20 protein-coding genes and 2 pseudogenes are annotated in these 21,950 nt (G+C 51.7%); 2 read left to right on the forward strand and 20 right to left on the reverse strand.

Features of this window, described 5'->3' with window-relative positions; genetic code table 11:
- A partial coding sequence (locus BZG83_RS11865) for a methyl-accepting chemotaxis protein (protein ID WP_077480779.1) occupies positions 1 to 1,470 on the forward strand: 1,470 nt, incomplete at its 5' end.
- A 16-nt stretch (positions 1,471 to 1,486) separates the two neighbouring features.
- On the opposite strand, the gene BZG83_RS11870 is transcribed toward BZG83_RS11865, so the two are convergent.
- From BZG83_RS11870 to BZG83_RS11890, 5 genes and pseudogenes are all read right to left on the reverse strand, one after another.
- On the reverse strand, positions 1,487 to 2,635 hold the full coding sequence (locus tag BZG83_RS11870) for a ribosomal protein uL16 3-hydroxylase (RefSeq protein ID WP_077480781.1): 1,149 nt from the start codon (positions 2,633 to 2,635) through the stop codon (positions 1,487 to 1,489).
- A 109-nt stretch (positions 2,636 to 2,744) separates the two neighbouring features.
- The gene (gene purB, locus BZG83_RS11875) at positions 2,745 to 4,112 is read right to left on the reverse strand and encodes an adenylosuccinate lyase (RefSeq protein ID WP_077480783.1); all 1,368 of its coding nucleotides are present in this window, start codon (positions 4,110 to 4,112) and stop codon (positions 2,745 to 2,747) included.
- Positions 4,113 to 4,137: 25 nt separating this feature from the next.
- The gene (gene hflD, locus BZG83_RS11880; protein ID WP_069587346.1) at positions 4,138 to 4,782 is read right to left on the reverse strand and encodes a high frequency lysogenization protein HflD; all 645 of its coding nucleotides are present in this window, start codon (positions 4,780 to 4,782) and stop codon (positions 4,138 to 4,140) included.
- 13 nt (positions 4,783 to 4,795) lie between these two features.
- Entirely contained in the window at positions 4,796 to 5,905 is a 1,110-nt protein-coding gene (gene mnmA, locus BZG83_RS11885; protein ID WP_077480811.1) for a tRNA 2-thiouridine(34) synthase MnmA, read from the reverse strand.
- A 437-nt stretch (positions 5,906 to 6,342) separates the two neighbouring features.
- Positions 6,343 to 6,975 (reverse strand): annotated as a pseudogene (locus tag BZG83_RS11890) (pseudouridine synthase); the annotation flags it as partial.
- A gap of 139 nt (positions 6,976 to 7,114) precedes the next feature.
- Here BZG83_RS11890 and icd point away from each other — a divergent pair.
- Complete coding sequence (gene icd, locus BZG83_RS11895) at positions 7,115 to 8,365, forward strand: NADP-dependent isocitrate dehydrogenase (RefSeq protein ID WP_069587345.1); 1,251 nt, start codon at positions 7,115 to 7,117, stop codon at positions 8,363 to 8,365.
- An 81-nt stretch (positions 8,366 to 8,446) separates the two neighbouring features.
- On the opposite strand, the gene pseI is transcribed toward icd, so the two are convergent.
- The 15 genes and pseudogenes from pseI to hisD form a co-directional block, all read right to left on the reverse strand.
- A complete protein-coding gene (pseI, locus tag BZG83_RS11900; protein WP_077480787.1) occupies positions 8,447 to 9,496 on the reverse strand; it encodes a pseudaminic acid synthase in 1,050 nt (349 codons plus the stop codon).
- Positions 9,480 to 10,058: a UDP-4-amino-4,6-dideoxy-N-acetyl-beta-L-altrosamine N-acetyltransferase gene (pseH, locus tag BZG83_RS11905; RefSeq protein ID WP_077480789.1), complete on the reverse strand. Its 579-nt coding sequence runs from the start codon at positions 10,056 to 10,058 to the stop codon at positions 9,480 to 9,482. The genes pseI and pseH overlap by 17 nt, the downstream gene beginning before the upstream one ends.
- Entirely contained in the window at positions 10,049 to 11,125 is a 1,077-nt protein-coding gene (gene pseG / locus BZG83_RS11910) for a UDP-2,4-diacetamido-2,4,6-trideoxy-beta-L-altropyranose hydrolase (RefSeq protein WP_077480791.1), read from the reverse strand. Before pseG ends, pseH begins: the two co-directional genes overlap by 10 nt.
- Complete coding sequence (pseF, locus tag BZG83_RS11915; RefSeq protein ID WP_077480793.1) at positions 11,122 to 11,826, reverse strand: pseudaminic acid cytidylyltransferase; 705 nt, start codon at positions 11,824 to 11,826, stop codon at positions 11,122 to 11,124. The genes pseG and pseF overlap by 4 nt, the downstream gene beginning before the upstream one ends.
- Before the next feature lie 3 nt (positions 11,827 to 11,829).
- Entirely contained in the window at positions 11,830 to 12,975 is a 1,146-nt protein-coding gene (gene pseC / locus BZG83_RS11920) for a UDP-4-amino-4,6-dideoxy-N-acetyl-beta-L-altrosamine transaminase (RefSeq protein WP_077480813.1), read from the reverse strand.
- Between the two features lie 12 nt (positions 12,976 to 12,987).
- Entirely contained in the window at positions 12,988 to 13,983 is a 996-nt protein-coding gene (gene pseB, locus BZG83_RS11925; RefSeq protein ID WP_077480795.1) for a UDP-N-acetylglucosamine 4,6-dehydratase (inverting), read from the reverse strand.
- Between the two features lie 88 nt (positions 13,984 to 14,071).
- Positions 14,072 to 14,386 carry a HigA family addiction module antitoxin gene (locus tag BZG83_RS11930; RefSeq protein ID WP_077480797.1) on the reverse strand — a complete coding sequence of 105 codons (315 nt, stop codon included), beginning with the start codon at positions 14,384 to 14,386 and terminating at the stop codon, positions 14,072 to 14,074.
- 1,290 nt (positions 14,387 to 15,676) lie between these two features.
- Positions 15,677 to 15,961, reverse strand: a pseudogene (locus BZG83_RS17020) (IS5/IS1182 family transposase); the annotation flags it as partial.
- A 164-nt stretch (positions 15,962 to 16,125) separates the two neighbouring features.
- On the reverse strand, positions 16,126 to 16,749 hold the full coding sequence (hisIE, locus tag BZG83_RS11940; protein WP_046075334.1) for a bifunctional phosphoribosyl-AMP cyclohydrolase/phosphoribosyl-ATP diphosphatase HisIE: 624 nt from the start codon (positions 16,747 to 16,749) through the stop codon (positions 16,126 to 16,128).
- Complete coding sequence (gene hisF, locus BZG83_RS11945; protein WP_077480801.1) at positions 16,746 to 17,519, reverse strand: imidazole glycerol phosphate synthase subunit HisF; 774 nt, start codon at positions 17,517 to 17,519, stop codon at positions 16,746 to 16,748. The genes hisIE and hisF overlap by 4 nt, the downstream gene beginning before the upstream one ends.
- Entirely contained in the window at positions 17,501 to 18,238 is a 738-nt protein-coding gene (gene hisA, locus BZG83_RS11950) for a 1-(5-phosphoribosyl)-5-[(5-phosphoribosylamino)methylideneamino]imidazole-4-carboxamide isomerase (RefSeq protein ID WP_077480803.1), read from the reverse strand. The genes hisF and hisA overlap by 19 nt, the downstream gene beginning before the upstream one ends.
- A gap of 6 nt (positions 18,239 to 18,244) precedes the next feature.
- On the reverse strand, positions 18,245 to 18,844 hold the full coding sequence (gene hisH / locus BZG83_RS11955) for an imidazole glycerol phosphate synthase subunit HisH (RefSeq protein ID WP_077480805.1): 600 nt from the start codon (positions 18,842 to 18,844) through the stop codon (positions 18,245 to 18,247).
- The gene (gene hisB / locus BZG83_RS11960; RefSeq protein WP_077480807.1) at positions 18,844 to 19,911 is read right to left on the reverse strand and encodes a bifunctional histidinol-phosphatase/imidazoleglycerol-phosphate dehydratase HisB; all 1,068 of its coding nucleotides are present in this window, start codon (positions 19,909 to 19,911) and stop codon (positions 18,844 to 18,846) included. The genes hisH and hisB overlap by 1 nt, the downstream gene beginning before the upstream one ends.
- Before the next feature lie 11 nt (positions 19,912 to 19,922).
- Positions 19,923 to 20,975 (reverse strand): histidinol-phosphate transaminase, encoded by a 1,053-nt coding sequence (gene hisC / locus BZG83_RS11965; RefSeq protein WP_108743626.1) that lies wholly within the window; start codon positions 20,973 to 20,975, stop codon positions 19,923 to 19,925.
- A 2-nt stretch (positions 20,976 to 20,977) separates the two neighbouring features.
- The coding region (hisD, locus tag BZG83_RS11970) for a histidinol dehydrogenase (protein ID WP_077480815.1) at positions 20,978 to 21,950 on the reverse strand (973 nt) is incomplete at its 5' end.

Raw genomic sequence — 21,950 nt, forward strand, 5'->3', positions numbered from 1 at the left:
ATTTCCTCACCGCTGATGCGTGATAGTGATGTGCTCGGTGTGCTTGGGATTGAGATCCAATTGAATGACCTACAAGCCTTGATTGAGCAAGCGGACCAAGCACTCTTTGACRGCCGTGGGCATATTAGTGTGATCAGTCAGCGCGGCCAGTTGGTGGCAACCGATGAGCCCAATGCATTGGGGAGTGATATCTCGCAATTGCGTTATTCGCCATCTCGGCTGTCTGAGTGGATAAGCGCAGGTGACGCGAAGACGCAGTGGCAGCAAGGCCAATTAATGACCTATGTGCCGATTGCGCTACCCAGTGCAACATGGGGAGTGCTCATTTCGCTGCCGGAACAAGCATTGCTGGCGAGTGCGACACAGCTAGCATCGCAGATAACTGCGCAACGCGCGCAAGCCGCCACAACTGAGCGGACCTTGGGCGTGATTGCCATTCTACTGGCTTTAGTCGTTGTGAGTATTGCTGCACGGCAAATCGTTAAACCATTGCGCCTTTTAGCCGCTCGGTTAGCGGAGATTGCGGATGGTGATGGCGACCTGACTCAGCGCATTGTCCTCAAAAACCGCGATGAAATTGGTGTATTAGCTGGGCGGTTTAATCGCTTTCTCGATAAGCTCCAGCCCATCATGGCAAACGTGATTGATAGCGTTAAAGAAGCGGAACACACCGCTAAAGAAGTATCACGCGTGGCGGCGCAAACTCGAGATGGTAGTCGTGAACAAGTCTCAAGCTTGGATGCGGTGGCAACCGCCTCGGAGCAAATGACGCAAACGGCGACGCAAGTCGCCCGCCATACTGAATCCGCGCTAAGCGCGGCTAGTGCCGTGAATACAGCGACGGCGTGTGGGGAGGCGATTGTCACAACCTCGTCTGAAGCGATGGCGCGCTTGGTCGAAACGCTCAATGGCGCCACGCATGATGCGCAAGCTTTACATAAAAGCAGCCAAGACATTACCGAGATTTTAACCGTCATCGATACCATGTCAGAGCAAACCAATTTGCTTGCGTTAAACGCGGCTATTGAAGCGGCACGCGCGGGAGAGCAGGGACGAGGATTCGCGGTGGTGGCAGACGAAGTCCGAGAATTGGCCCAGCGAACCAACCAGTCTATCTCGCAGATCCGTACCGTTATTGACTCGCTGCAGTCAGGGGCTGACTCCGTTGTCTCTGCTATTCACGATGGTAATCAACTGGCAGATCATACCGCGGAAAAAGTGCAAGAAACCGTAACCAGCTTAGATCAAATACGTGCGGCGATGCAGGAGATGATGGATCTAAATAGTGAAATAAGTGCCGCGGCTGAGCAACAAAGTGCCGTCTCAGGCGATGTCACCCAAAACGTGACGCATATTCGTCAGCGCAGTGATGAACTCTTGTCGCATGCTGAATCTACCGCCAGCATAGCTAGCCAGCTTGAAGGGTTAGCAGGCCGCCAGCGTGCGCTCACGGCCCAATTTAAAGTATAACCTTGATGAGACGCGGTTACTCTGGTGCTTCCTCAAGAGGGTACCAGTAGCCGCGATTGACCCAAAGCGTGAGCATCGGCCAAAACAGGTTATTGTCGGCGGCGTTGCCGAGGGTTTCCCAATCAATAAAGCGTTGATTACACAACGCTGGAGTAAGCGATGCACACTCCGCGGGTAAATCAAAGCTTTCACCGAGCATAAAAATCATTTCAGGCTGGTCTGGGTGGTAAAACGCACGTAAGCCACTGAGTTTTTCTAAGCAAAGCCCATCTTGCATGGCGGCTTTGAGGCTATCAGGCTGCCACTGAGGATCGGGGCTGAGCAAGTCGAGCTCGTGTCGAGCCTGAGAGAGAAACTCGCCAATCCAGCGCTTTTTACGGGTTTCGTCGTGCATTAACGCCATCATCATCTCATCCATTTGCGCGAGATGTTGTGGATCCAATGCTGCCGGCGCGTCGGGTTGCGCTTGCATGGCTGGCCAATGGAAATGATGGTCGCCTGCTYCATCGACGATAACTTGGTCGGCATAGCTACTCAATAGCTCGCGGGCTTTTGGTGAGCGATAGCCAATTGAGTAACTGAGCGAGGGCGCTAGCGTATCCCCTTCATGCGGAAAGCCTGGTGGGATATAAAGAATATCTCCCGGCTCTAGCACCACWTCGATGATGGCATCGAAGCCGGTAATTTGCTTCAAACCTGTTTCCAAATTGGCTTCTTGATACTGCCCTTTGGGCCCCACACGCCAGCGACGACGCCCTTGGCCTTGCACAATAAAGACATCATATTGATCAATATGAGGACCAACGCCGCCATGCGGTTGGGAATAGCACACCATAAGATCGTCGAATAACCACTGAGGCAGTGTCGAAAAGGCACTGGCTAACTCGCGGGCGCCCGGGTGCCAGTGGTTGGCTGCCTGAACAATCAGTTGCGCGTGAGTATCAGGAAAGTCACTAAAATCCTCAAACGGTCCGTGGGCAACCTGCCATTGACCATTCGCGTGTGTCACCATGCGAGAATCAATATCGGCTTCCATCGCCAAGCCTGCGACTTCCTCTGGGTCGATGGGATCCTCGAAATCTATAAAGCCTTGACGGATAACGGTAGGCGCTTGGTGCCAATAGGTGGACATAAAGTCGGCAATGGAAAATTGAAACTGATACATAGCATCACAGGTTAAGAAATTTGCGGCAGTATAACGCGCTGAGCGGGGCGGTGCGAGGGGATAAAAAACGGCCCCCAAATGGAGGCCGTGAGGTATGGGAGCGTTTTGCTTAAAGTTTGTCTGTGAGCTTGACCGCATCACCAATATAATTGGCAGGCGTCATTTGCTTAAGACGCGCTTTTTCATGCTCTGGCAAATCAAGGCCGTCGATAAACTGGCGCATGCCTTCACCGTCGACACGTTTCCCGCGCGTAAGCTCTTTCAGCTTCTCGTACGGCTTCTCAATGCCATAACGACGCATTACGGTTTGAACAGGCTCTGCCAGTACTTCCCAGTTTTTGTCCAGTTCAGCTTCGAGCGCTGCTTGATTCACTTCCAGTTTGCTGATCCCTTTAAGGGTCGAGGTATAAGCAATCAAGGTGTAGCCTACACCCACGCCCAAGTTGCGCAGCACGGTGGAGTCAGTCAGATCACGCTGCCAACGAGAAATCGGTAGCTTTTGGCCCAGATGAGAGAAAATCGCGTTCGCCAACCCTAGGTTGCCTTCCGAGTTTTCAAAATCAATCGGGTTCACTTTATGTGGCATGGTCGATGAACCAATTTCGCCCGCAACGGTTTTTTGCTTAAAGTGACCGAGTGCAATGTAGCCCCAGATATCGCGGTCAAAATCGATCAAGATAGTATTAAAGCGCGAGACGGCATCAAAGAGCTCGGCAATGTAATCATGCGGCTCAATTTGGGTTGTATACGGGTTCCAATCAATGCCGAGCGAGGTGACAAAGGCTTCGCTGTAGGCGTGCCAATCAATCTCTGGGTAGGCAGAGAGGTGTGCATTGTAGTTACCGACTGCGCCGTTGATCTTACCGAGAATTTCAGTGCTCGCGACTTGTTTGATTTGGCGCGCCATGCGGTAGGCAACGTTCGCCATCTCTTTACCCATGGTCGAAGGAGACGCAGGCTGGCCGTGGGTGCGAGAGAGCATAGGCACATCACGGAACTGTTGAGCCAGATCTTTCACCGCCGCTTCAAGACGCTTCATCTCAGGCAAGATAACGGTATCGCGCGCTTCTTTAAGCATCAGCGCGTGAGACAGGTTATTGATGTCTTCAGAGGTACAAGCGAAGTGGATAAATTCGTTAACTGCATTCAGCTCAGGGTTGTCAGCCACTTTTTCTTTTAAAAAGTATTCAACCGCTTTGACGTCATGGTTGGTGGTGCGCTCAATCTCTTTGATGCGCGCAGCGTCTTGCTCACTAAATTCAGCGGCAATGCGATCCAATAATGCATTGGCCTCATCACTAAACGCAGGCACTTCTGTGATGCTGTCAGTCGCAGCAAGCTTTTGCAGCCAGCGGATCTCGACGATGGTACGATACTTCAATAATCCAAATTCACTAAAAATCGATCGCARCGCAATCGTTTTCGTGCCATATCGGCCATCGACCGGGGAAACAGCAGTCAGCGCTGACAGTTCCATTTTTTGTCTCCTGAGTTCAATCTGATTAGGTACGGGCTAGAATGATTTTGGCCTGTTCAACCATGTTTTTACGGCCAAAGATGAGGTGTCTGCGTTTGCCGCCAACTTGACGCCATAATACAGCACTGCGGATCCCTGACAGCAAAATGGCACGCACGCGATGTTGAACACCGGTTTGTTGTAAATGCTGAGGGTCACCAGAAACTTGAATCCTTGGGCCCAGCGGGCTGATCACGTCGAGGTAAATGCTGGCAAGGTTACTGATCATCTGCTCATCGAGCAAATCGAAATGGCTGACTTGGCGCTCGATGGTTTCAATACGATCACCGAGCTGGGCCATCGCATCACGGCGACTGGCAAGCTTGCGCTCTAAAGCCAATAGGTTGATGAGATAGCGCGTCAGCTCAGTCCCATTACGGCCGTTATCGAGTTGATGGATCAGTGTTTCCAAGCCAATGCGTAGGCCGCGTTCGCCATCACCTGTGATTTCCCCCGCCTCGCCACGAAAGACGTCGAGGGTCGAGGAAGGATTGGTCACAATAATGCTGCTTAAACTGGTGCGCAGCGCATCTTGGTCGCAATAGCCCTGACGGGATACATCTTGCACCAACTTGGCTGCTTGACAAATGCTCGCAAAGGCGAGGGTGCGATCATAAATCGTCTCTGCCACTGATCACGGCTCCTTAAATGCGTTGCTCGATGATGCCACCGCCAAGACACACGTCGCCATCATAAAACACGGCAGATTGGCCAGGCGTAACGGCAATTTGCGGTTCATCGAAAGTGACTTTAATCGTGTCGTTATCGATAGGCGTGATAGTACATGATATATCGTGCTGACGGTATCGTGTTTTCACCGCACAGCGACGTGGCTCAGTGATAACTTCGCGATCGACCCAGTGCAATTGGGCGGCAATTAAGCCTTCTGAATACAAACGAGGATGGTCGTGACCCTGACCGACAATCAGTACATTGCGTGCGACATCTTTATCGACCACATACCAAGGCTCTTCGCTACCATTACCGCCTTTCATGCCGCCAATTCCCAGCCCTTTTCGTTGGCCGAGCGTGTGATACATCAGGCCTTGGTGTTCACCAATCACGTCGCCGTCCGTGGTTTCAATCGGGCCCGGTTGTGCCGGCAAGTACTTAGCAAGAAAATCAGTAAACTTGCGCTCACCAATAAAACAAATACCGGTCGAGTCTTTCTTTTTCGCGGTCACTAGGCCTTGTTCTTCAGCAATTTGGCGTACTTGTGGTTTTTCCAGTTCGCCCACGGGGAACAGGCTCCGCGCGATTTGCTCATGGCTCAGTGTATACAAGAAATAGCTTTGATCTTTATTGCCATCAAGGCCGCGCAACATTTGTGCTTTTTCGCCATTTTCTGGGAACGAACGGCGTACATAGTGACCCATAGCAATGTAGTCAGCGTCTAGCACTTCGTCGGCAAATTCGAGAAATGCCTTAAATTTGATTTCTTTGTTACAAAGAATGTCAGGATTAGGCGTGCGGCCTGCTTTGTACTCCGTTAGGAAGTGCTCGAAAACATTATCCCAATACTCAGCGGCGAAGTTGATGGTGTGCAGTTCAATACCCAGCTTATCGCAGACGGCTTGTGCGTCGGCCAAGTCTTCTGCAGCAGAGCAGTATTCTTCGTTGTCATCCTCTTCCCAGTTTTTCATAAACAGGCCTTCGACCTGATATCCCTGTTGTTTCAACAAGTAGGCAGAAACGGACGAATCAACACCGCCGGACATTCCGACAATCACTTTTTTGCTGCTGTTATCTGACATGGTGATCACAAATGCTGCTATCAATAAACGGACGCTGAGTTTAACAGAATCCATTCGTCGGATACAGATGTGATAAGGCTCACACGTTAGCCGTTTCCCAAAGTGAGTGGGTGGGTAGATGGTCGCGTGGCCTGTGACCGATCCGGCATATGTTAATACTTGGGATTGGATGCCGCGCAAAGACTTGTGAAGCCCTTAGGTTTATCGACCGACTCCCGCACGCAGACACACCGTATACCCATCCCTGGGGGCTCCGCCGCGCCATCCTTGGCGCGGAGGGTCTGTGTGCGAAAATCGGACGATGGTATGTTCAGGTATTCCTAGCGCTTATCTCGTTTCTTCGACGGTGCGCGCTTGGACGAGCGAGTGCGCCCACGTGGTGCTTTCCCTTTTGCGCCTTTGGGTTTAGGGGTGAATTGCTCAAAGCCTTTCGGGGGAGTCACTTCACGCCACTGGCCCGGCTGTAAATCTTCCAGTTGCCATGGGCCTAGCTGAGCGCGAATCAAGCGCAGCGTCGGGTGGCCGATATGCGCAGTCATGCGGCGTACTTGCCGATTTCGCCCTTCACGTAAAACCACTTTTAACCAAGTGGTAGGAATGTTTGCGCGATAACGAACCGGGGGATGGCGTTCCCAAACGGTGGGTGGTGCCATTTTGGTGACATCGGCAGGCAGCGTGAGGCCATCTTTTAATTCGACACCGTCGCAAAGTGCTTGGATTGCCTCTTCGCTGGGTTCGCCTTCAACTTGCACCCAATAGGTTTTGTCAGATTTGGAGGACGGCTGGGTCAGTCTTGCTTGTAAGGCGCCGTTATTGGTGAGGACCAGCAACCCCTCGCTGTCCTTATCAAGCCGACCGGCTGGATAGACATCTTTGACTGATACAATGTCGGCCAGTGTGCTATCGGCGGGTTCGCCACTGAATTGCGTTAACATATTATACGGTTTGTTAACGAGAATAACGCGTGTAGTGCGTGGGGATGAAGCTTGATTAGGCGGTGCTGTTGGCGTTTTTTTTGTTGTGTTTAAAACAGTGTTCGATGCTGGTTTGGCGCGGGGTTTCTTGGTCATAAGGACTGTCAAATAGATTAAACGGCAAATGAGACTTCCGTATTATACACGTAATAATCTGTTTGGCGTGTTGCCTGAATTCAAGTATCCTCAGTGCGCATCTTACACAAAGATAACAAATGGACGCTAGGAGATTAAAATGGAAAGTAAAGTAGTTGTACCGGCGGAAGGTCAGAAGATCACGCTCGACGGCACAAAACTGGTAGTCCCTAACCACCCAATCATCCCTTACATTGAAGGGGACGGCATCGGGATGGATGTTAGCCCTGCAATGATTAAAGTTGTTGATGCAGCAGTTGCTAAGGCCTACAACGGTGAGCGTAAGATTTCATGGATGGAAATCTACACCGGTGAGAAATCCACCAAGGTATACGGTGATGATCAATGGCTACCTGCTGAAACACTTGATTTTATTCGTGAATACAAAGTTGCCATCAAAGGCCCACTGACAACCCCTGTGGGTGGTGGTATTCGTTCTCTGAACGTAGCCCTTCGTCAAGAACTCGATCTTTACATCTGCGCGCGTCCTGTTCGCTACTTCACTGGCGTTCCTAGCCCACTGAAAAAGCCAGAAGACACGGATATGGTGATCTTCCGTGAAAACTCAGAAGACATCTACGCGGGTGTCGAGTTTAAAGCAGGCACCGCGGAAGCGGATAAAGTGATTAAATTCCTGCGTGAAGAAATGGGCGCCAACAAAATCCGTTTCCCAGAGCAGTGTGGCGTGGGTATCAAGCCAATCTCAGAAGAAGGCACCAAGCGCCTGGTTCGTGCGGCGCTTGAGTACACCATCGATAACGATCGCGACTCACTGACTATCGTCCATAAAGGTAACATCATGAAGTTTACCGAAGGGGCGTTTAAAGACTGGGCGTATGAAGTCGCCAAAGAAGAGTTTGGTGCTGAGTTGCTGGACGGCGGTCCTTGGATGACGATGAAGAATCCAAAAACCGGCAAACAAATTACCATCAAAGACTCCATCGCGGATGCGTTTTTGCAGCAAATCCTGCTGCGTCCGGCGGAGTATGATGTGATTGCCACCATGAACCTGAATGGCGACTACATCTCCGATGCACTGGCGGCGCAAGTTGGTGGTATTGGTATTGCCCCTGGTGCCAACATTGGTGACGGTGTGGCGCTGTTTGAAGCTACCCACGGCACGGCGCCAAAATACGCCGGTCAAGACAAGGTGAACCCAGGTTCACTCATTCTGTCTGCAGAAATGATGCTGCGCCATATGGGCTGGTTTGAAGCCGCTGATCTGGTGATCAAAGCAATGGAAAAAGCGATTGCGAACAAAACAGTGACCTATGACTTTGAGCGTCTGATGGAAGGTGCAAGCCTGCGTAAGTGCTCTGAGTTCGCAGATGACATGATTGCGCAAATGTAATCGCATTATCGCACGATGATAAAACCCGGCATGCTCGCCGGGTTTTTTGTTTGTGGTCTCGGGTATAACCCACTCAGGCTATCAGTCTATATCTTCCCACGACAACGGAGTGCCTTTGGTTAACGCGCGTGTTGCGCGCTTTCCGAGCACGGTATCATAGTGTTTCGGTGCTAAACCAAAGCCCGGACGAATACTGCGCACATTAGAGGGCGTCAGTGGCTCACCGGTCGCGATATCCTCACAGACGTACAAAGAGCGCCTAAATTGACGGTTGCTCGACTCGGCCTCTCGTGTGGTTAGGGCGCTTTCTCCTAACGCTTGCCACGCCGCGTGGGTTTGCTCACAAAGCGCACTGAGTGCAGGTGGCGTAAGCGAGAAAGCGGCATCCGGGCCTCCCGAATCTTCAGAGAGCATCACATGTTTTTCAATCACGCACGCGCCGAGTGCGATGGCTGCGATCGCGGCGGTGTTAGTCAGCGAATGATCGGATAAGCCCGCCAAGGTTTGATAGCGGGTGGCTAAGGTTGGAATGGTTCGCAGATGGCTTTGTTCAATCGGCGCAGGGTAGGCGCTGATACAATGAAGCAACACCAGCTCACGACAGCCGTTATCACGGGCGGTCGCCACCGCCTCGGCGATCTCTGTCTCGTCAGCCATGCCGGTTGAGATGATCATCGGTTTACCGGTTTGCGCGGCATAGCGAATCAAGGGCAAATCAATCGCCTCGAACGAGGCAATTTTATAGGCAGGAGCGTTAAGATCTTCGAGCAAATCAATCGCTGAGCAATCAAAAGGCGAGGAGAATAAGGTGATGCCTTCTTTTCTGGCGTGATCAAATAACGGCTTGTGCCATTCAAACGGGGTTTGTGCCCAGCGATATAGCTGGTGGAGACTATAACCATCCCACAGTCCGCCTTTGATCTGAAACTCATCGTGGTCGCAATCAAGGGTAATGGTATCGGCGGTATAGCTTTGCATTTTGACGGCATCGGCACCGCAGGCTTTGGCCATGGAAATGGTTTGTTTGGCAAGCTCAAGGCTACCATTATGGTTCGCCGACATTTCGGCAATGATATAGGGAGGATGCTGGGGACCGATCAAACGGCCTGCAATCTTAATGTCGTTGTTCATAAACCGCATCGATATTCAGTTTGGTTTGAAGGGCGCTGGCGCCTTGCTGCCACTCATCAGCGGACAAAGACAGGCACACAATCTCGACTGTCTTTCCCTCAGGTAGGGAAAAGGTGCGTTGCCGACTTTGCGGCGTTTCATGAAAGCCAAAGCGTTGATGTAGCCGAACTACCCCCTGATTATGACTGAGCACTTCACAGTTCAATTGGGTCACGCCCAAGGTTTCAAATGCTAAGCTTAATGCGCCAAACTCCATGAGCGCACCGCTCCCACGTGGTGCATCGGGGGCGGCATAGAAAGCCCAGATTGCACTTGTCCTATTCTCGCTATCGAGGTCAAGATTGACCACGCCAAGTGGCTTGTCCGGTTGGCCGTCTACGCGTTTGTAAACGATATAGAAATAACGGTGTGTGTTGGCGAGCATATGGCTGAACCATGCCTTGTGCTCATCATGACTAATTTCATGCTGGGTGTACATAAACTGGCGGACAGTGGGACGATTGCGCCAATGCCATAAAGTGTCACTGTCCGCGTGACTCACCGCTTTAAAAATCAGTTGCATAAGTGATGCTCCAAGGCCGCGACCACGCGCCCTGCGCCTTTTCCATCAGTGATCGCTGGTAGGGTAGGAAGCTGATGCCAGTTTGCCGCAAGGTGCTGCAGTGCAGATGCGTAATCTTGCCAGCGGGTGTGCTCACCGCGTCCTAAGTATTGATAGCCCGGCTGTCCGGCGAGATACTCGGCCATGGCGTGTTGGTTTTCCGCCACACATACCAAGGTACTAGGCACTCCCAAGCAGCTGCGCTCAATGGCAGTAACGCCGGCGGCTCCAAATGCGTAGCGTGCCCGTGCCATGTGGGCATCAAAGTCCGACAGTGCTTCCACCACACGAACCCCATCGGGGACAGGCGCTTTACACAATGCGTCGCGGTCTGGGTTGCGCCGGCCGGTGACAATTAACAGTGAGAAAGGCAGCCTCTCGATCTTCTGCTCTTGTTCTAGGTGTTTCACCGCGTCCACAAGCTTTCGGCTTTCACCGGTCGGATCCGTACCGGAGAAAAAGGCGATCACCTTATCTTCCCGCGGCGGCGGAGAGTGATGCAAGGCGGCAAATGCTGGACGCAATAGTGCATAGTCTGGTCCCAATAAGCATTGGGTCTGTGGATTTAAAAGCTTTGACGCGTAGCGCGTAGTCAGGTCAGGCCAAGGGTTTTGATCGAGCAAAAACGCGCAATCGTGGGGCCTATTGGCTAAATCATCAACCACCATCACCGGACAGCCCAATTGGGTGTGAATCGATTGTTCCCAGTGGGCATTGAGGGCGTAATGATCCACCACCATCAAATCCACCGGCTGGTTAGCCACGTATGCGGTTGTCTCTTCGGCATCTTGCTGCTGGCTCACACCAAGCCAGTCGGTGTTACTAAGCGAGTTTTTGGGGGCAGGCAACACCGCCACCGTTAAGCCTTGCTCTTGGCTGACCGCTATCAAGTTACCGGGCAGATCGCGACATACCAAGGTTACCTGATGACCCGACGTTTGTAGCATGTTAGCCAACACGTGCATGCGGCTGACGTGCCCGGTGCCTATCGCTTGGGAGGCATCGACTCGAATGGCAATATGGCTCATAGCAAGGCTTGTTGCTCCAACAGTTGATACATTAGTTCAGCGCGTAGCCAGTCATCTGGCTCATCAATGTCTTGCACGCGGTAATGAGGGATCAACACAGCTTTCGAGTGGGGCGCAAAAACCGGCTCGCGCGCTAAAAACGCACTTGGCGTGCCCCAGTAAAACATTCCCGCATCGTGGTACGCCGGTTGTAGGTCTTGTGAGCGCGTAGTGAAGTGCTCCGGCCATAACATGCTGACACTGCCATCGGCATCGACATGAATACTGCGCTGAATCGGAAAGGCGTAGCGGGTGGCGGCAAAACTGTATTTGACGGTGTCGCCGTCCAGTAACGCTAAGCCTTGGCGCAAGTCATCCGCGGTGACAAAGGGTGTGGTAGCATACAGGCAGCATACCGCGTGCAAAGGCGTTTGCTGTGGCGACTGATTAAGCCACTGGATCGCATGCTCAAGCACATCCAAGGTCGTGGCGTGATCACCGGCAATCTCTGCGGGACGTACAAAAGGCACCTCAGCCCCTGCATCGCGCGCCACACTGGCAATGTCCTCGCAATCGGTGGAAACCAAGACGCGATCGAATAGCCCACTTTGACGTGCTGTCGCAATGGCATAGGTAATAATGGGCGCCCCGTTAAACCGTTTGAGGTTCTTGCCCGGAATGCGTTTGCTGCCACCGCGGGCGGGAATAATACATACATTCATCGGTCACGCATCCTCAATGGCTTTTTGTAGCGCAGCAATCACCGTATCTTGCTGTTGCTCGGTTAAATCGGGGTAAAGCGGTAAAGTGAGTGCCCCCGCGTAATACTGCTCGGCAAGCGGGAAGTCTCCGGGCTGGAAGCCCTGTGCCTGATAGTAAGGTTGCGTATGCACAGGAATATAGTGCACGTTCACGCCAATGCCTTGCACACGCATAGCCTCAAAAACGGTGCGGCGTGTGTCGGCGTGATCAAGCTCAATCAAATACAAATGCCATGCCGACTCAGGATCTAAAATGGGTCGCTTAACGGGCAAATCCGCCAGCGCTTGGTGGTAGCGTTCAGCGAGTGCAAACCGTCTGGTGATAAAGGAACGAAGCTGGGTTAATTGTGAACGGCCAAGCGCGGCATGAATATCCGAGAGGCGATAGTTCATCCCCAATGCATGCTGTTCATACCCCCAAGGTGGCAGGGCAGCGTGGCTGTCTTCTGCATCACGGGTGATCCCGTGGCTACGCAACTGACGCAGCGCTTTCGCCAATGTGGCATGTTGGGTGGTGGCAACCCCGGCTTCTCCCGCGGTAACCACTTTGACCGGATGAAAACTAAATACGCTAATATCGCTGTACTGGCATCCACCCACCGCCGCGCCTTGATAGTGGGCACCCATAGCATGTGACGCATCCTCAATAATGGCCACCTGATAACGCCTAGCGAGCGCGGCAATCTCAGCCATTGGTGCACTGGCACCGGCCATATGTACCACCACCAGCACCTTGGGTAAGGTGTGAGTAGCAGCCGCTTGCGCCAGTTTTTTCGCGAGCTGCTGAGGGCATAGGTTACGCGTGTGCGGGTCGATATCGACAAAATCCACTTCGGCACCACAGTATCGACCACAATTGGCTGACGCGACAAAGGTAATGGGCGAGGTCCATAAACGATCGCCTGGGCCTAACCCTAACGCCAGACAAGCGAGATGCAGGGCAGATGTGGCGCTATTGACGGCGACCGCATGCGCAGCCCCGGTGAGTTCGGCGACGGCGGCTTCAAAAGCCGGAACTTGCGGGCCTTGGGTCAGATAATCACTTTTTAGCACCTCAAGCACAGCGGCGTAGTCTTGCTCACTAAGATGCTGCTTTCCGTATGGGATCAACGCCATACTCCTTTACTGCTCGGCGTCGAGTTGCAAAATGGCCTCGACGGTTAACACATCTGGGTTAGTGCCTGATTGATACTCAAAGCCCTCTGGCACGGGCTGTCCTTTTTCGCCCAACGCATTTTCTCGGTAGTCATAATCGGCGTCGTAGAACTTAATGGTTGGGCAAATCACGTAATGTTCGGCAAATTCGAGCGTCAGATGGGCATCGTCAGCCGGACACATCACTTCATGCATTTTCTCGCCGGGACGAATGCCTATTACCTTGACGGGCGTGTTCGGGGCATAGGCGCTGGCGAGATCCGTCAGACGAACCGATGGGATCTTAGGAACAAATATTTCTCCGCCATACATGCGCGAAAAGTTTTTCAGCACGAAATCCACCCCTTGCTGCAAGGTAATCCAAAAGCGGGTCATTTCAGGGTGAGTAATGGGCAAATGATCCGCGCCTTCCGCTGCCTTTTTCTTAAACAAAGGCACCACAGAGCCGCGCGAGCCGACCACATTGCCATAGCGCACTACCGAAAAACGTGTCTTTTGGCCCCCGGTCATATTGTTAGCGGCGACAAACAATTTATCTGAACACAGTTTGGTGGCGCCATAGAGATTATTGGGGCTGGCGGCTTTATCGGTCGAGAGCGCAATCACCTTTTCCACCCCGTTGGCAATCGCAGCGCGAATCACATTCTCTGCGCCGTGAATGTTGGTCTTGATACATTCCATCGGGTTGTATTCGGCGGCAGGTACCTGCTTGAGTGCAGCAGCATGAATCACATAGTCAATGCCTTGCATCGCTTGCATTAAACGATCGCCATCACGCACATCGCCGATAAAATAGCGCATGCAAGGGGCGTTAAAGGTTTGCTGCATTTCATATTGCTTGAGCTCATCGCGAGAGAGCACCACGAGGCGACGTGGTTGATAGCGTTCAAGCAGGGWGCGGACATACTTTTTACCAAAAGAACCAGTACCGCCGGTGATCAGAATGGATTTGCCGTTAAACATAGGACGCCTTGTCACTAACTGTCGGGAATACAGGCAGTTTAACTGATCTGAGCAGGATTTGGCGATCTGCTAGGGCCATGACGCGCGATTAAGCGACATCAAGCGGTTTTATTTTTTCTACCTCGTGTTTAATTGATTGCGACGCCTCCCAAAGATCAACGGCCCTTTGCCCATTGAGCCAAAACTCAGGCGAGTTACCAAACAAACGTGCGAGACGAAGCGCCAGCTCCGGGCTCACGGCTTTACGCTCATCCAATACGGCAGTCATCGATTGACGAGAAACGCCCAAAGCGTCAGCCAATTGTTCTACGCTTAAGCCGTAATCAGGCAGAAAGTCTTCGCGCAACATGGCTCCGGGATGCGTCGGTTGGCGTTTCATTCCAGCTGTGTTGAAAATCGTCATCACTGTTACCTCATTAGTGGTAGTCGCAATCGTGCCTGCGTTGTCTATCTAAATATAGCGATATCCACGGTATCTACCCCGAACTATTTTAGGATCGGCCTATATGATCACAGCCAGAGGTGATCGTCAAACCGATCCTTTTTTGGTTAAAAAATGTTCGCGATCTCGCCCTGGGAGTGTATCCGATCAGATGCTAGCTTATTAATTTAGTTTAATCGAATTAAAAAATAAATAATCTAGAATTATTTACAAACCCAAAATTCTATCGATTACACGGATGGAAAAATAAAAAAATAAAAACCACCATAGAAGAAGATAAACATGATKAATGTCACTAAGCCAGCAAAAAAATGCGATTTATTTTCATGATAACTAATCCATCCACCAGCAAAAAATATTTCTTTTGTTACAAAAGCACATATTAAATTTAACAGCGACAACGCAAAAGCAATAAAAAATAGTATTTCCATTATTCACCTTGTTTTATAAAATCTAAAATAGATAGAAGCATTTTTCCTTAACATATTAATTTGAATAACTGATTAACGATTTCTATCAATCCAGAAATAGACACTGAGAGAATAAAGCCCATAGTCTGGGGGCAAGCCAGCACGAATAGAATATCCACCTATTCCGAGATTTCACCCAACTGCTAGTCCGCGCTGACTGTTGCCGGAACCGGAGTTGAAGTCACTAAAAACATAACTACTAAAGTTAGTGGCAGGCCAAAGTAAATCATCATTTTCAGCGTTAGCAGAATAAGATGTTACAAAAGCTAATAATAGTAAGAGGGGTTTCCTTTTCCTCGTAGAATAGCCTTCCTTTATATTTTATTTCTATATCTAGGAGCTGTTGATTTTTTGTGTTCATTTCTACTGCGTTATCGGATTTTCATATAGGCTAGCTACACGTCAAAATCTCGTCTTTGTATAAACTTCCTACAAAGTGTTATAAAATCTAGATAGAAAGGTCAATAGCTCCTGGTAACAAGTTTATTATTTTTTGTGAGGTTATATTTCTCTATGTTTAGTACATTACATTAATCAACAATCTCGAACATTTCCAAACCAAAACTTTTCGACCAACAATACCCGAACATTGAATAAATAAACATGTAATTTACATAATACTGCGAGCTAAAAATGTTATATAACATTTTCCTTAAATGTCAGCATTTAAGCCATGATTGGGCTAGACCGCGAGCGCTTTTTGACCCAAAAGATCGGTTTGACTAGGCGTTGTTGTTCAAGTTAGTCACCTAACTCACTGATAAGAGTGAGGTTGTTCCCATCAGTCAACTTGGCAACTAACAGGCATATCGAGTTGATTGACTTTGTTCATCACTTTCATGTTGGCCAATGCTTCGCCAACTTGTGCATCGTAATTACGTAGTGTCAGCTGAGGGCTGAGTAACTTTTTGTATTGAGACATCCCTGTTTCTGACAGAGATCGTTGGTGGTAACCCGCTTCTCGTTTCTAGTCTTCCAAGTCAGCGGATTTCAAGGCGTTGACGGCTGCATTGCGCCCCCAGTAACCCGCATTGCTGTGCGGTGGAATGACCGGTTTAATGCCTTTCCCCTGTGACCGATCTTGAGGCTTTGATGGTCTGATCGCCGCTAGAGTGGCAAGTTCAATCATTTAGGAAACAGCGCCGTTTTAAGCGACCGACTACAACTTAAAAAGCGCCGCATGTGGGCGGCGCTGGAGGGACCATGTTTACGCTAACGCGTGCGTGGGCGTTAGCCTTGATGGCGAGAGGCGAGGACTTCGGTCACTTGATGGAGGCTAAGCTCTTGGTCTTGCAGCAATACCAACAGGTGATAGAGCAAATCGGCGCTTTCGTTTAATAGCTCGGCTTTATCGCCTGCCGTGGCAGCGAGGGCGACTTCGACCCCTTCTTCCCCCACTTTTTGCGCGATACGCTTGGTGCCTTTGGCAAATAAGCTTGCGGTGTAAGAGTCATCAGGCGCGGCATCTTTGCGGCTGGCAAGCACTTGCTCTAGGCTCGATAAAAAGCCGGGCCCCGTGTGTGGCGGTTTATTGTCACTGTCAAAGCAGGTGGTCGTGCCGAGGTGACAGGTGGGCCCGTGTGGTGTCGCCGTGACCAACAAGGTGTCTTGATCGCAATCGAGTGCAATGTGCTCAAGGCTTAATACATGGCCGGAGCTTTCGCCTTTTACCCAAAGGCGTGATTTACTGCGTGACCAAAAGGTGACGCGACCGGTTTCGAGCGTCGCGTTCAGTGCATCGGCATTCATGTAGCCCAGCATCAATACTTGGCCGCTATCGCTGTGTTGGATAATCGCAGGCACCAAGCCGGCGTTTTTCTCCCAATCGATACGTTCTACCCACGTCGCCGTCATACTCTTACCTCGATCCCTTGTTGCTTTAGTACTTGTTTTAATTCGCTTATTGCGATGATTTGCTTGTGAAACACCGAGGCGGCCAGTGCGCCATCGACATTCGCTTGTAAAAAGGCGTCGGCGAAATGCGAAATTTCACCGGCACCGCCGGAGGCAATCAGGGGTACCTGACAGCGCTCTCTTACCATTTTGAGTTGGGTTAAGTCATAGCCTTGGCGCACGCCATCGCGGTTCATCATATTGAGTACGATTTCGCCTGCGCCTCGCTGTTGGACTTCTTCAACCCACGCGGCCGTTTGCCAAGGCGTAGCCTGAGTGCGGCTTTCATCGCCGGTAAATTGATAGACGTGATATTTCCCGGTCGCTTCATCGAAGAAGGAATCAATCCCGACCACCACGCACTGCACGCCAAACTTATTGGCCAGCCGTGTGATCAAATTCGGATCGGCCAAGGCCGGTGAGTTAATGGATATCTTATCCGCGCCGAATTCCAAGATTTGCTGGGCATCGGCTTCGGATTTAATCCCACCGGCGACGCAAAAGGGGATATCAATTACTTCCGCGACGCGACTGACCCAGCTTTTATCGACCACCCGGCTGTCACTGGAGGCGGTGATGTCATAAAACACCAGCTCGTCGGCGCCTTCTTCGGCGTAACGTTTGGCGAGCGGGACGATATCGCCGATGATTTCGTGATTGCGAAATTGAACGCCTTTCACTACTTGTCCGTCGCGGACGTCCAAACAAGGAATTATCCGTTTTGCCAGCATGCGATCGCCTCCTCTGCGCTAAAGTTGCCTTCCAGTAGGGCGCGGCCGACGATCACGCCTGCGACGCCAGTGTTGCGTAAGGCGCGAATGTCTTCGAGACGGCCAATGCCGCCTGATGATTGAAATGCAATGCTCGGATAGCGCTGACACAAGTCGCGATAGAGCGCCACATTGCTGCCTTGTAAGGTGCCATCGCGGGAAATATCGGTGCACAGCACATGCTTGAGCCCGACGGACAAATAATCGTCGAGGAGCGCTTCAATGGTGACGCCGGAGTCTTGTTGCCAGCCTGACACCGCCACGCGTCGCGTCCCCTCGCTGTCGATATGAATGTCGAGTGCCAATACAATGCGATCAGGGCCGTAGGTTTGCATCCAGCCTTTAACCAAATCGGGGGATTTAACCGCGGTGGAGCCGATCACTACGCGCTGCGCACCGGTGTTTAGCAGCTCAATCACGTCCATTTCGGTGCGCACGCCACCGCCAATTTGGATATTGGCAGGTGTTGATTGCAAAATCTCGGTGATTAAATCGACCTGACGTGCGGTCGGATCTTTAGCGCCGGTTAAATCCACGAGGTGCAGCCAATCTGCTCCCGCTTGATGGTAACGTGCAAACTGCTCACGCGGGTAAAAACCGTAGTCGGTTTTTTGCTGATAATCTCCTTGATAAAGGCGTACCACTTGGCCGTCTATCAAATCGAGTGCTGGTATAATCATCCTTGCTTACATCTCCAAAAAATTTTGAATCAAACGCGCGCCTACTTTGCCCGAACGCTCGGGGTGAAACTGAACCCCGAAGTAATTGCCTTGATTGATGGCCGCACTGAACGCATGGCCATAATGACATTGTGCCAAGGTGTAATCACCGACCGGCATCGCGTAACTGTGGACAAAGTAAAAGTGGCTGCCTGCGGGAATGCCATCGAATAAGGGATGGTCATTGACGGTGGCAACTCGGTTCCACCCCATGTGGGGCAGAGGCTGCCCTGCGGTATCCATCAGCTTGGTGGGTGCGGGGATGTGGCCGAGGCACTCAACGGGGCTATCGCCTTCATCGGAGTGCGTCCCCAACATTTGCATACCAAGACATATTCCCAGCAGCGGTTGCTCTACTTGCTTAACCAAATCTACCAAGCCGCGCTCGGTGAGGTTTTTCATCGCCTCGCTGGCCGTGCCGACGCCGGGCAAAAAGAGTTTATCTGCCCCTAGCACCACGTCCGGATCGCGGCTTAGTGTCGCTTGATAGCCGAGACGCTCGACAGCAAAGCGCACTGAGGCCACATTGGCGCAGCCGGTATCGATAATGACAGTCTGTTTGCGCATTACAGCACTCCTTTACTGCTTGGCAGGGCGTCGCCTTCGACCTTGATGGCTTGACGCAAGGTGCGGCCAAAGGCTTTAAATAAGCTTTCCACCAAGTGGTGGGTGTTTTCGCCCGACACCGTCAGGTGCAGAGTACAGGCCAAGGTGTCGGTCAATGAGCGGAAGAAGTGTCCAACCATTTCGGTCGACATATCGCCCACTTGTGGCTGTGGGAATCTGGCCTCAAATTTCAAATAGGGACGTCCGGACAAATCCAATGCACATTGCGCCAAGCATTCATCCATCGGCAGGCTAAACCCAAAGCGGCCAATACCGCGTTTATCTCCCAGCGCCCGTTTGAGTGCGTCGCCCAACGCGAGGGCGGTATCTTCAATGGTGTGGTGGTCGTCGATGTGCAAATCGCCTTTAACGCGAACGTTGAGCTGAAAGCCGCCGTGGGTGGCGATTTGATCCAACATGTGGTCAAAAAAGCCCAGTCCGGTTTCAATGCGGCTGCCGCCACTCTTATCCAGGTTAACATCCACCTGAATATCGGTTTCTTTGGTGGTGCGAGTGACACTGGCCAGTCGCGGCTGCTGGGTTAGACGCTCGACAATCTGTGGCCAGCCCATCACGTCACGTTGATATTTGATGCCTTGTAGCGCCATATTGTTCGCTAAGGTGATATCGGCGTCGCGATCGCCAATCACCGCCGATTGGGCGAAATCAATTCGGCCTTGCTGTAGATAGTCTTTCACCAAGCCTAGTTTGGGTTTGCGACAGCTACAGTCATCGCTATCAAAGTGCGGGCAAATCAGTACGTCTTCAAAATCGATCCCTTGTGAGCGAAACAGGGCCATCATCATGTTGTGTGGCGCATCAAAGTCCGCTTGCGGGAAGCTCTCGGTTCCCAGACCATCTTGATTGCTCACCATCACCAAGGTGTAACCCGCCGCTTGCAGGCTGAGTAGTGCAGGGATCACGTCCGGCTCAAAGGCCAATTTATCCAGACGATCCACTTGATAGTCTTCAGGCGGCYCCACAATTAAGGTGCCATCACGGTCAATAAATAAAATCTTGTCTTTCACAGTGGTTGTCCTTATTCACTGAGTTGCTGGCGGATAAAGGCCAGCACTTTTTCACATTCGTCACGGTTACCAATGCTGATGCGCAAGCTGTTGGCAACGGCGGTCTGACGCACAATCATGCCGGCACGCCCTAAACGTGCGAACACCGCGTCAGCGTCATCTAGCGTGATGAGCAGATAATTACCAAAGCCCGGATGCACCTCGACGCCGGGTAGCATACTGAGGCCGGCTTGCAGGTAGGCACGGTTGGCGGTTAAGTCTAAAACTTGATATTTCATCCGCGCTAAACCGGCCTCGGAGAGTGCTTGTTCGGCAATGTCTGCTACGGGGACCGGCACGGGATATGGCGGGATCACCTTGAGCATCAAGTTAATAATCGCGGGACTGGCGAGGGTAAAGCCGCAACGCAGTCCCGCCAGAGCGAACGCTTTTGATAGGGTGCGCAAAATGGCCAGATTATCAAAGCGTGCGAGCAAGTCGGTGCAGGTCGCTTCTGGACTAAATTCAATATAGGCTTCATCCAGTACCACAATCGCGCGATCTTGAGTGTGGGTGAGTAGCGCTTCAATATCGTCGCGGTTAATCAGATTGCCGGTCGGATTATTGGGGCTACACACGAAGATAAGCTTGATGTTGGCATCTGCCTCCAATGCGCTATCAATCCCTGCCATGTCCAGCTGCCAGTCGGCGGTGAGCGGCACTTGGGTGGTGGCGATCCCTTGATTTTCCGCACTGACCGCATACATGCCATAGGTAGGTGGACAAATCAGCACACTATCTTGGTTTGGCTCGCAAAAGGCACGCAGCAACAAATCAATCCCTTCATCGGCGCCACGAGTGGTGATGACTTGGTTCGTTTCGACGCCTGCATAATCCGCATAGGCATTAATCAATGATACCGGCTGGCAGCTGGAGTAGCGATTGAGTCCCTGACCGCTTACGGTGTAAGCGTTGTCAAAGGGTGACTCGTTGGCATTGAGCCAGACATCCCCGCTACCGCCGATACGGCGGGCTGACTGATAGGGAGTAAGCGCTTGTACTTGCTCACGGGCGAGTTTTTCGATGCTCATGCTAACGGGTCCTCTGAGGCTTGAGTTTGTTGTAGTTTAGTGAGACGAATTTCGACCGCTTGGCGGTGTGCATCCAAGCCTTCTGCTTCGGCAATACGCATCACTGTTGGGCCCAGTGCTTGCAAACCGGTGTCACTAAGCTGTTGCACTGTCATTCGCTTGGAAAAGTCGGCCAGCCCAAGGCTGCTGTAGGTGCGCGTATAACCATAAGTGGGGAGCACGTGATTGGTGCCAGAGGCGTAATCACCCACTGACTCGGGCGAGTATGCGCCCAAGAAAATCGAGCCAGCATTATCCAATAGGGGTAATAAATCTCTTGGCTGTTGAGTTTGCACAATCAAGTGCTCCGGTCCATAGCGGTTAGAAATCGACACGCACTGAGTGAGGGTGTCGGCAATAATAATTACACTGCTGCCCAGCGCTTGCTTGGCAATCTCTGCACGGCTTAACGTCGTTAACTGTTGCTGCACTGCATCTGCCACTTTCTCTGCCATCTCGGGCGCAGGCGTCACCAGCACCACTTGCGAATCGGGGCCGTGCTCCGCTTGGCTGAGTAAATCGGCGGCAACAAAGTCTGGATCCGCGCCGGCATCGGCAATCACTAACACTTCCGAGGGGCCGGCAGGCATATCCATGGCCGCACCATTGGCAGCAAGGCTCACTTGACGTTTGGCTTCGGTGACATAGGCATTACCCGGGCCAAAGATTTTATCCACCTTGGTTACGCTTTGAGTGCCAAAGGCCATCGCCGCCACCGCCTGTGCGCCGCCCAGAGTATAGATTTCATCAATCTCGCACAGTTTGGCACAGTATAAAATCTCATCGGCTACCGGCGGTGGGGTACACAGCACCACTTTACGGCAGCCTGCAATTTGCGCGGGTACGCCCAGCATCAATACGGTCGAGGGCAAGGGCGCGCTACCGCCAGGAATATACAGCCCCACGCGGTTAATCGGGCGAGTGATGGAT

This window comes from Salinivibrio sp. PR919, from assembly GCF_001995355.1.
GTDB lineage: Bacteria > Pseudomonadota > Gammaproteobacteria > Enterobacterales > Vibrionaceae > Salinivibrio > Salinivibrio proteolyticus.

What these genes read in the sequence shown, in the direction of transcription:
- mnmA (WP_077480811.1), bottom strand. Translation starts at nt 5,905, where the DNA reads ATGTCAGATAACAGCAGCAAAAAAGTGATTGTCGGAATGTCCGGCGGT.
- icd (WP_069587345.1), top strand. Translation starts at nt 7,115, where the DNA reads ATGGAAAGTAAAGTAGTTGTACCGGCGGAAGGTCAGAAGATCACGCTC.
- pseI (WP_077480787.1), bottom strand. Translation starts at nt 9,496, where the DNA reads ATGAACAACGACATTAAGATTGCAGGCCGTTTGATCGGTCCCCAGCAT.
- pseH (WP_077480789.1), bottom strand. Translation starts at nt 10,058, where the DNA reads ATGCAACTGATTTTTAAAGCGGTGAGTCACGCGGACAGTGACACTTTA.
- pseG (WP_077480791.1), bottom strand. Translation starts at nt 11,125, where the DNA reads ATGAGCCATATTGCCATTCGAGTCGATGCCTCCCAAGCGATAGGCACC.
- pseF (WP_077480793.1), bottom strand. Translation starts at nt 11,826, where the DNA reads ATGAATGTATGTATTATTCCCGCCCGCGGTGGCAGCAAACGCATTCCG.
- BZG83_RS11930 (WP_077480797.1), bottom strand. Translation starts at nt 14,386, where the DNA reads ATGACGATTTTCAACACAGCTGGAATGAAACGCCAACCGACGCATCCC.
- hisIE (WP_046075334.1), bottom strand. Translation starts at nt 16,749, where the DNA reads ATGACGGCGACGTGGGTAGAACGTATCGATTGGGAGAAAAACGCCGGC.
- hisF (WP_077480801.1), bottom strand. Translation starts at nt 17,519, where the DNA reads ATGCTGGCAAAACGGATAATTCCTTGTTTGGACGTCCGCGACGGACAA.
- hisA (WP_077480803.1), bottom strand. Translation starts at nt 18,238, where the DNA reads ATGATTATACCAGCACTCGATTTGATAGACGGCCAAGTGGTACGCCTT.
- hisH (WP_077480805.1), bottom strand. Translation starts at nt 18,844, where the DNA reads ATGCGCAAACAGACTGTCATTATCGATACCGGCTGCGCCAATGTGGCC.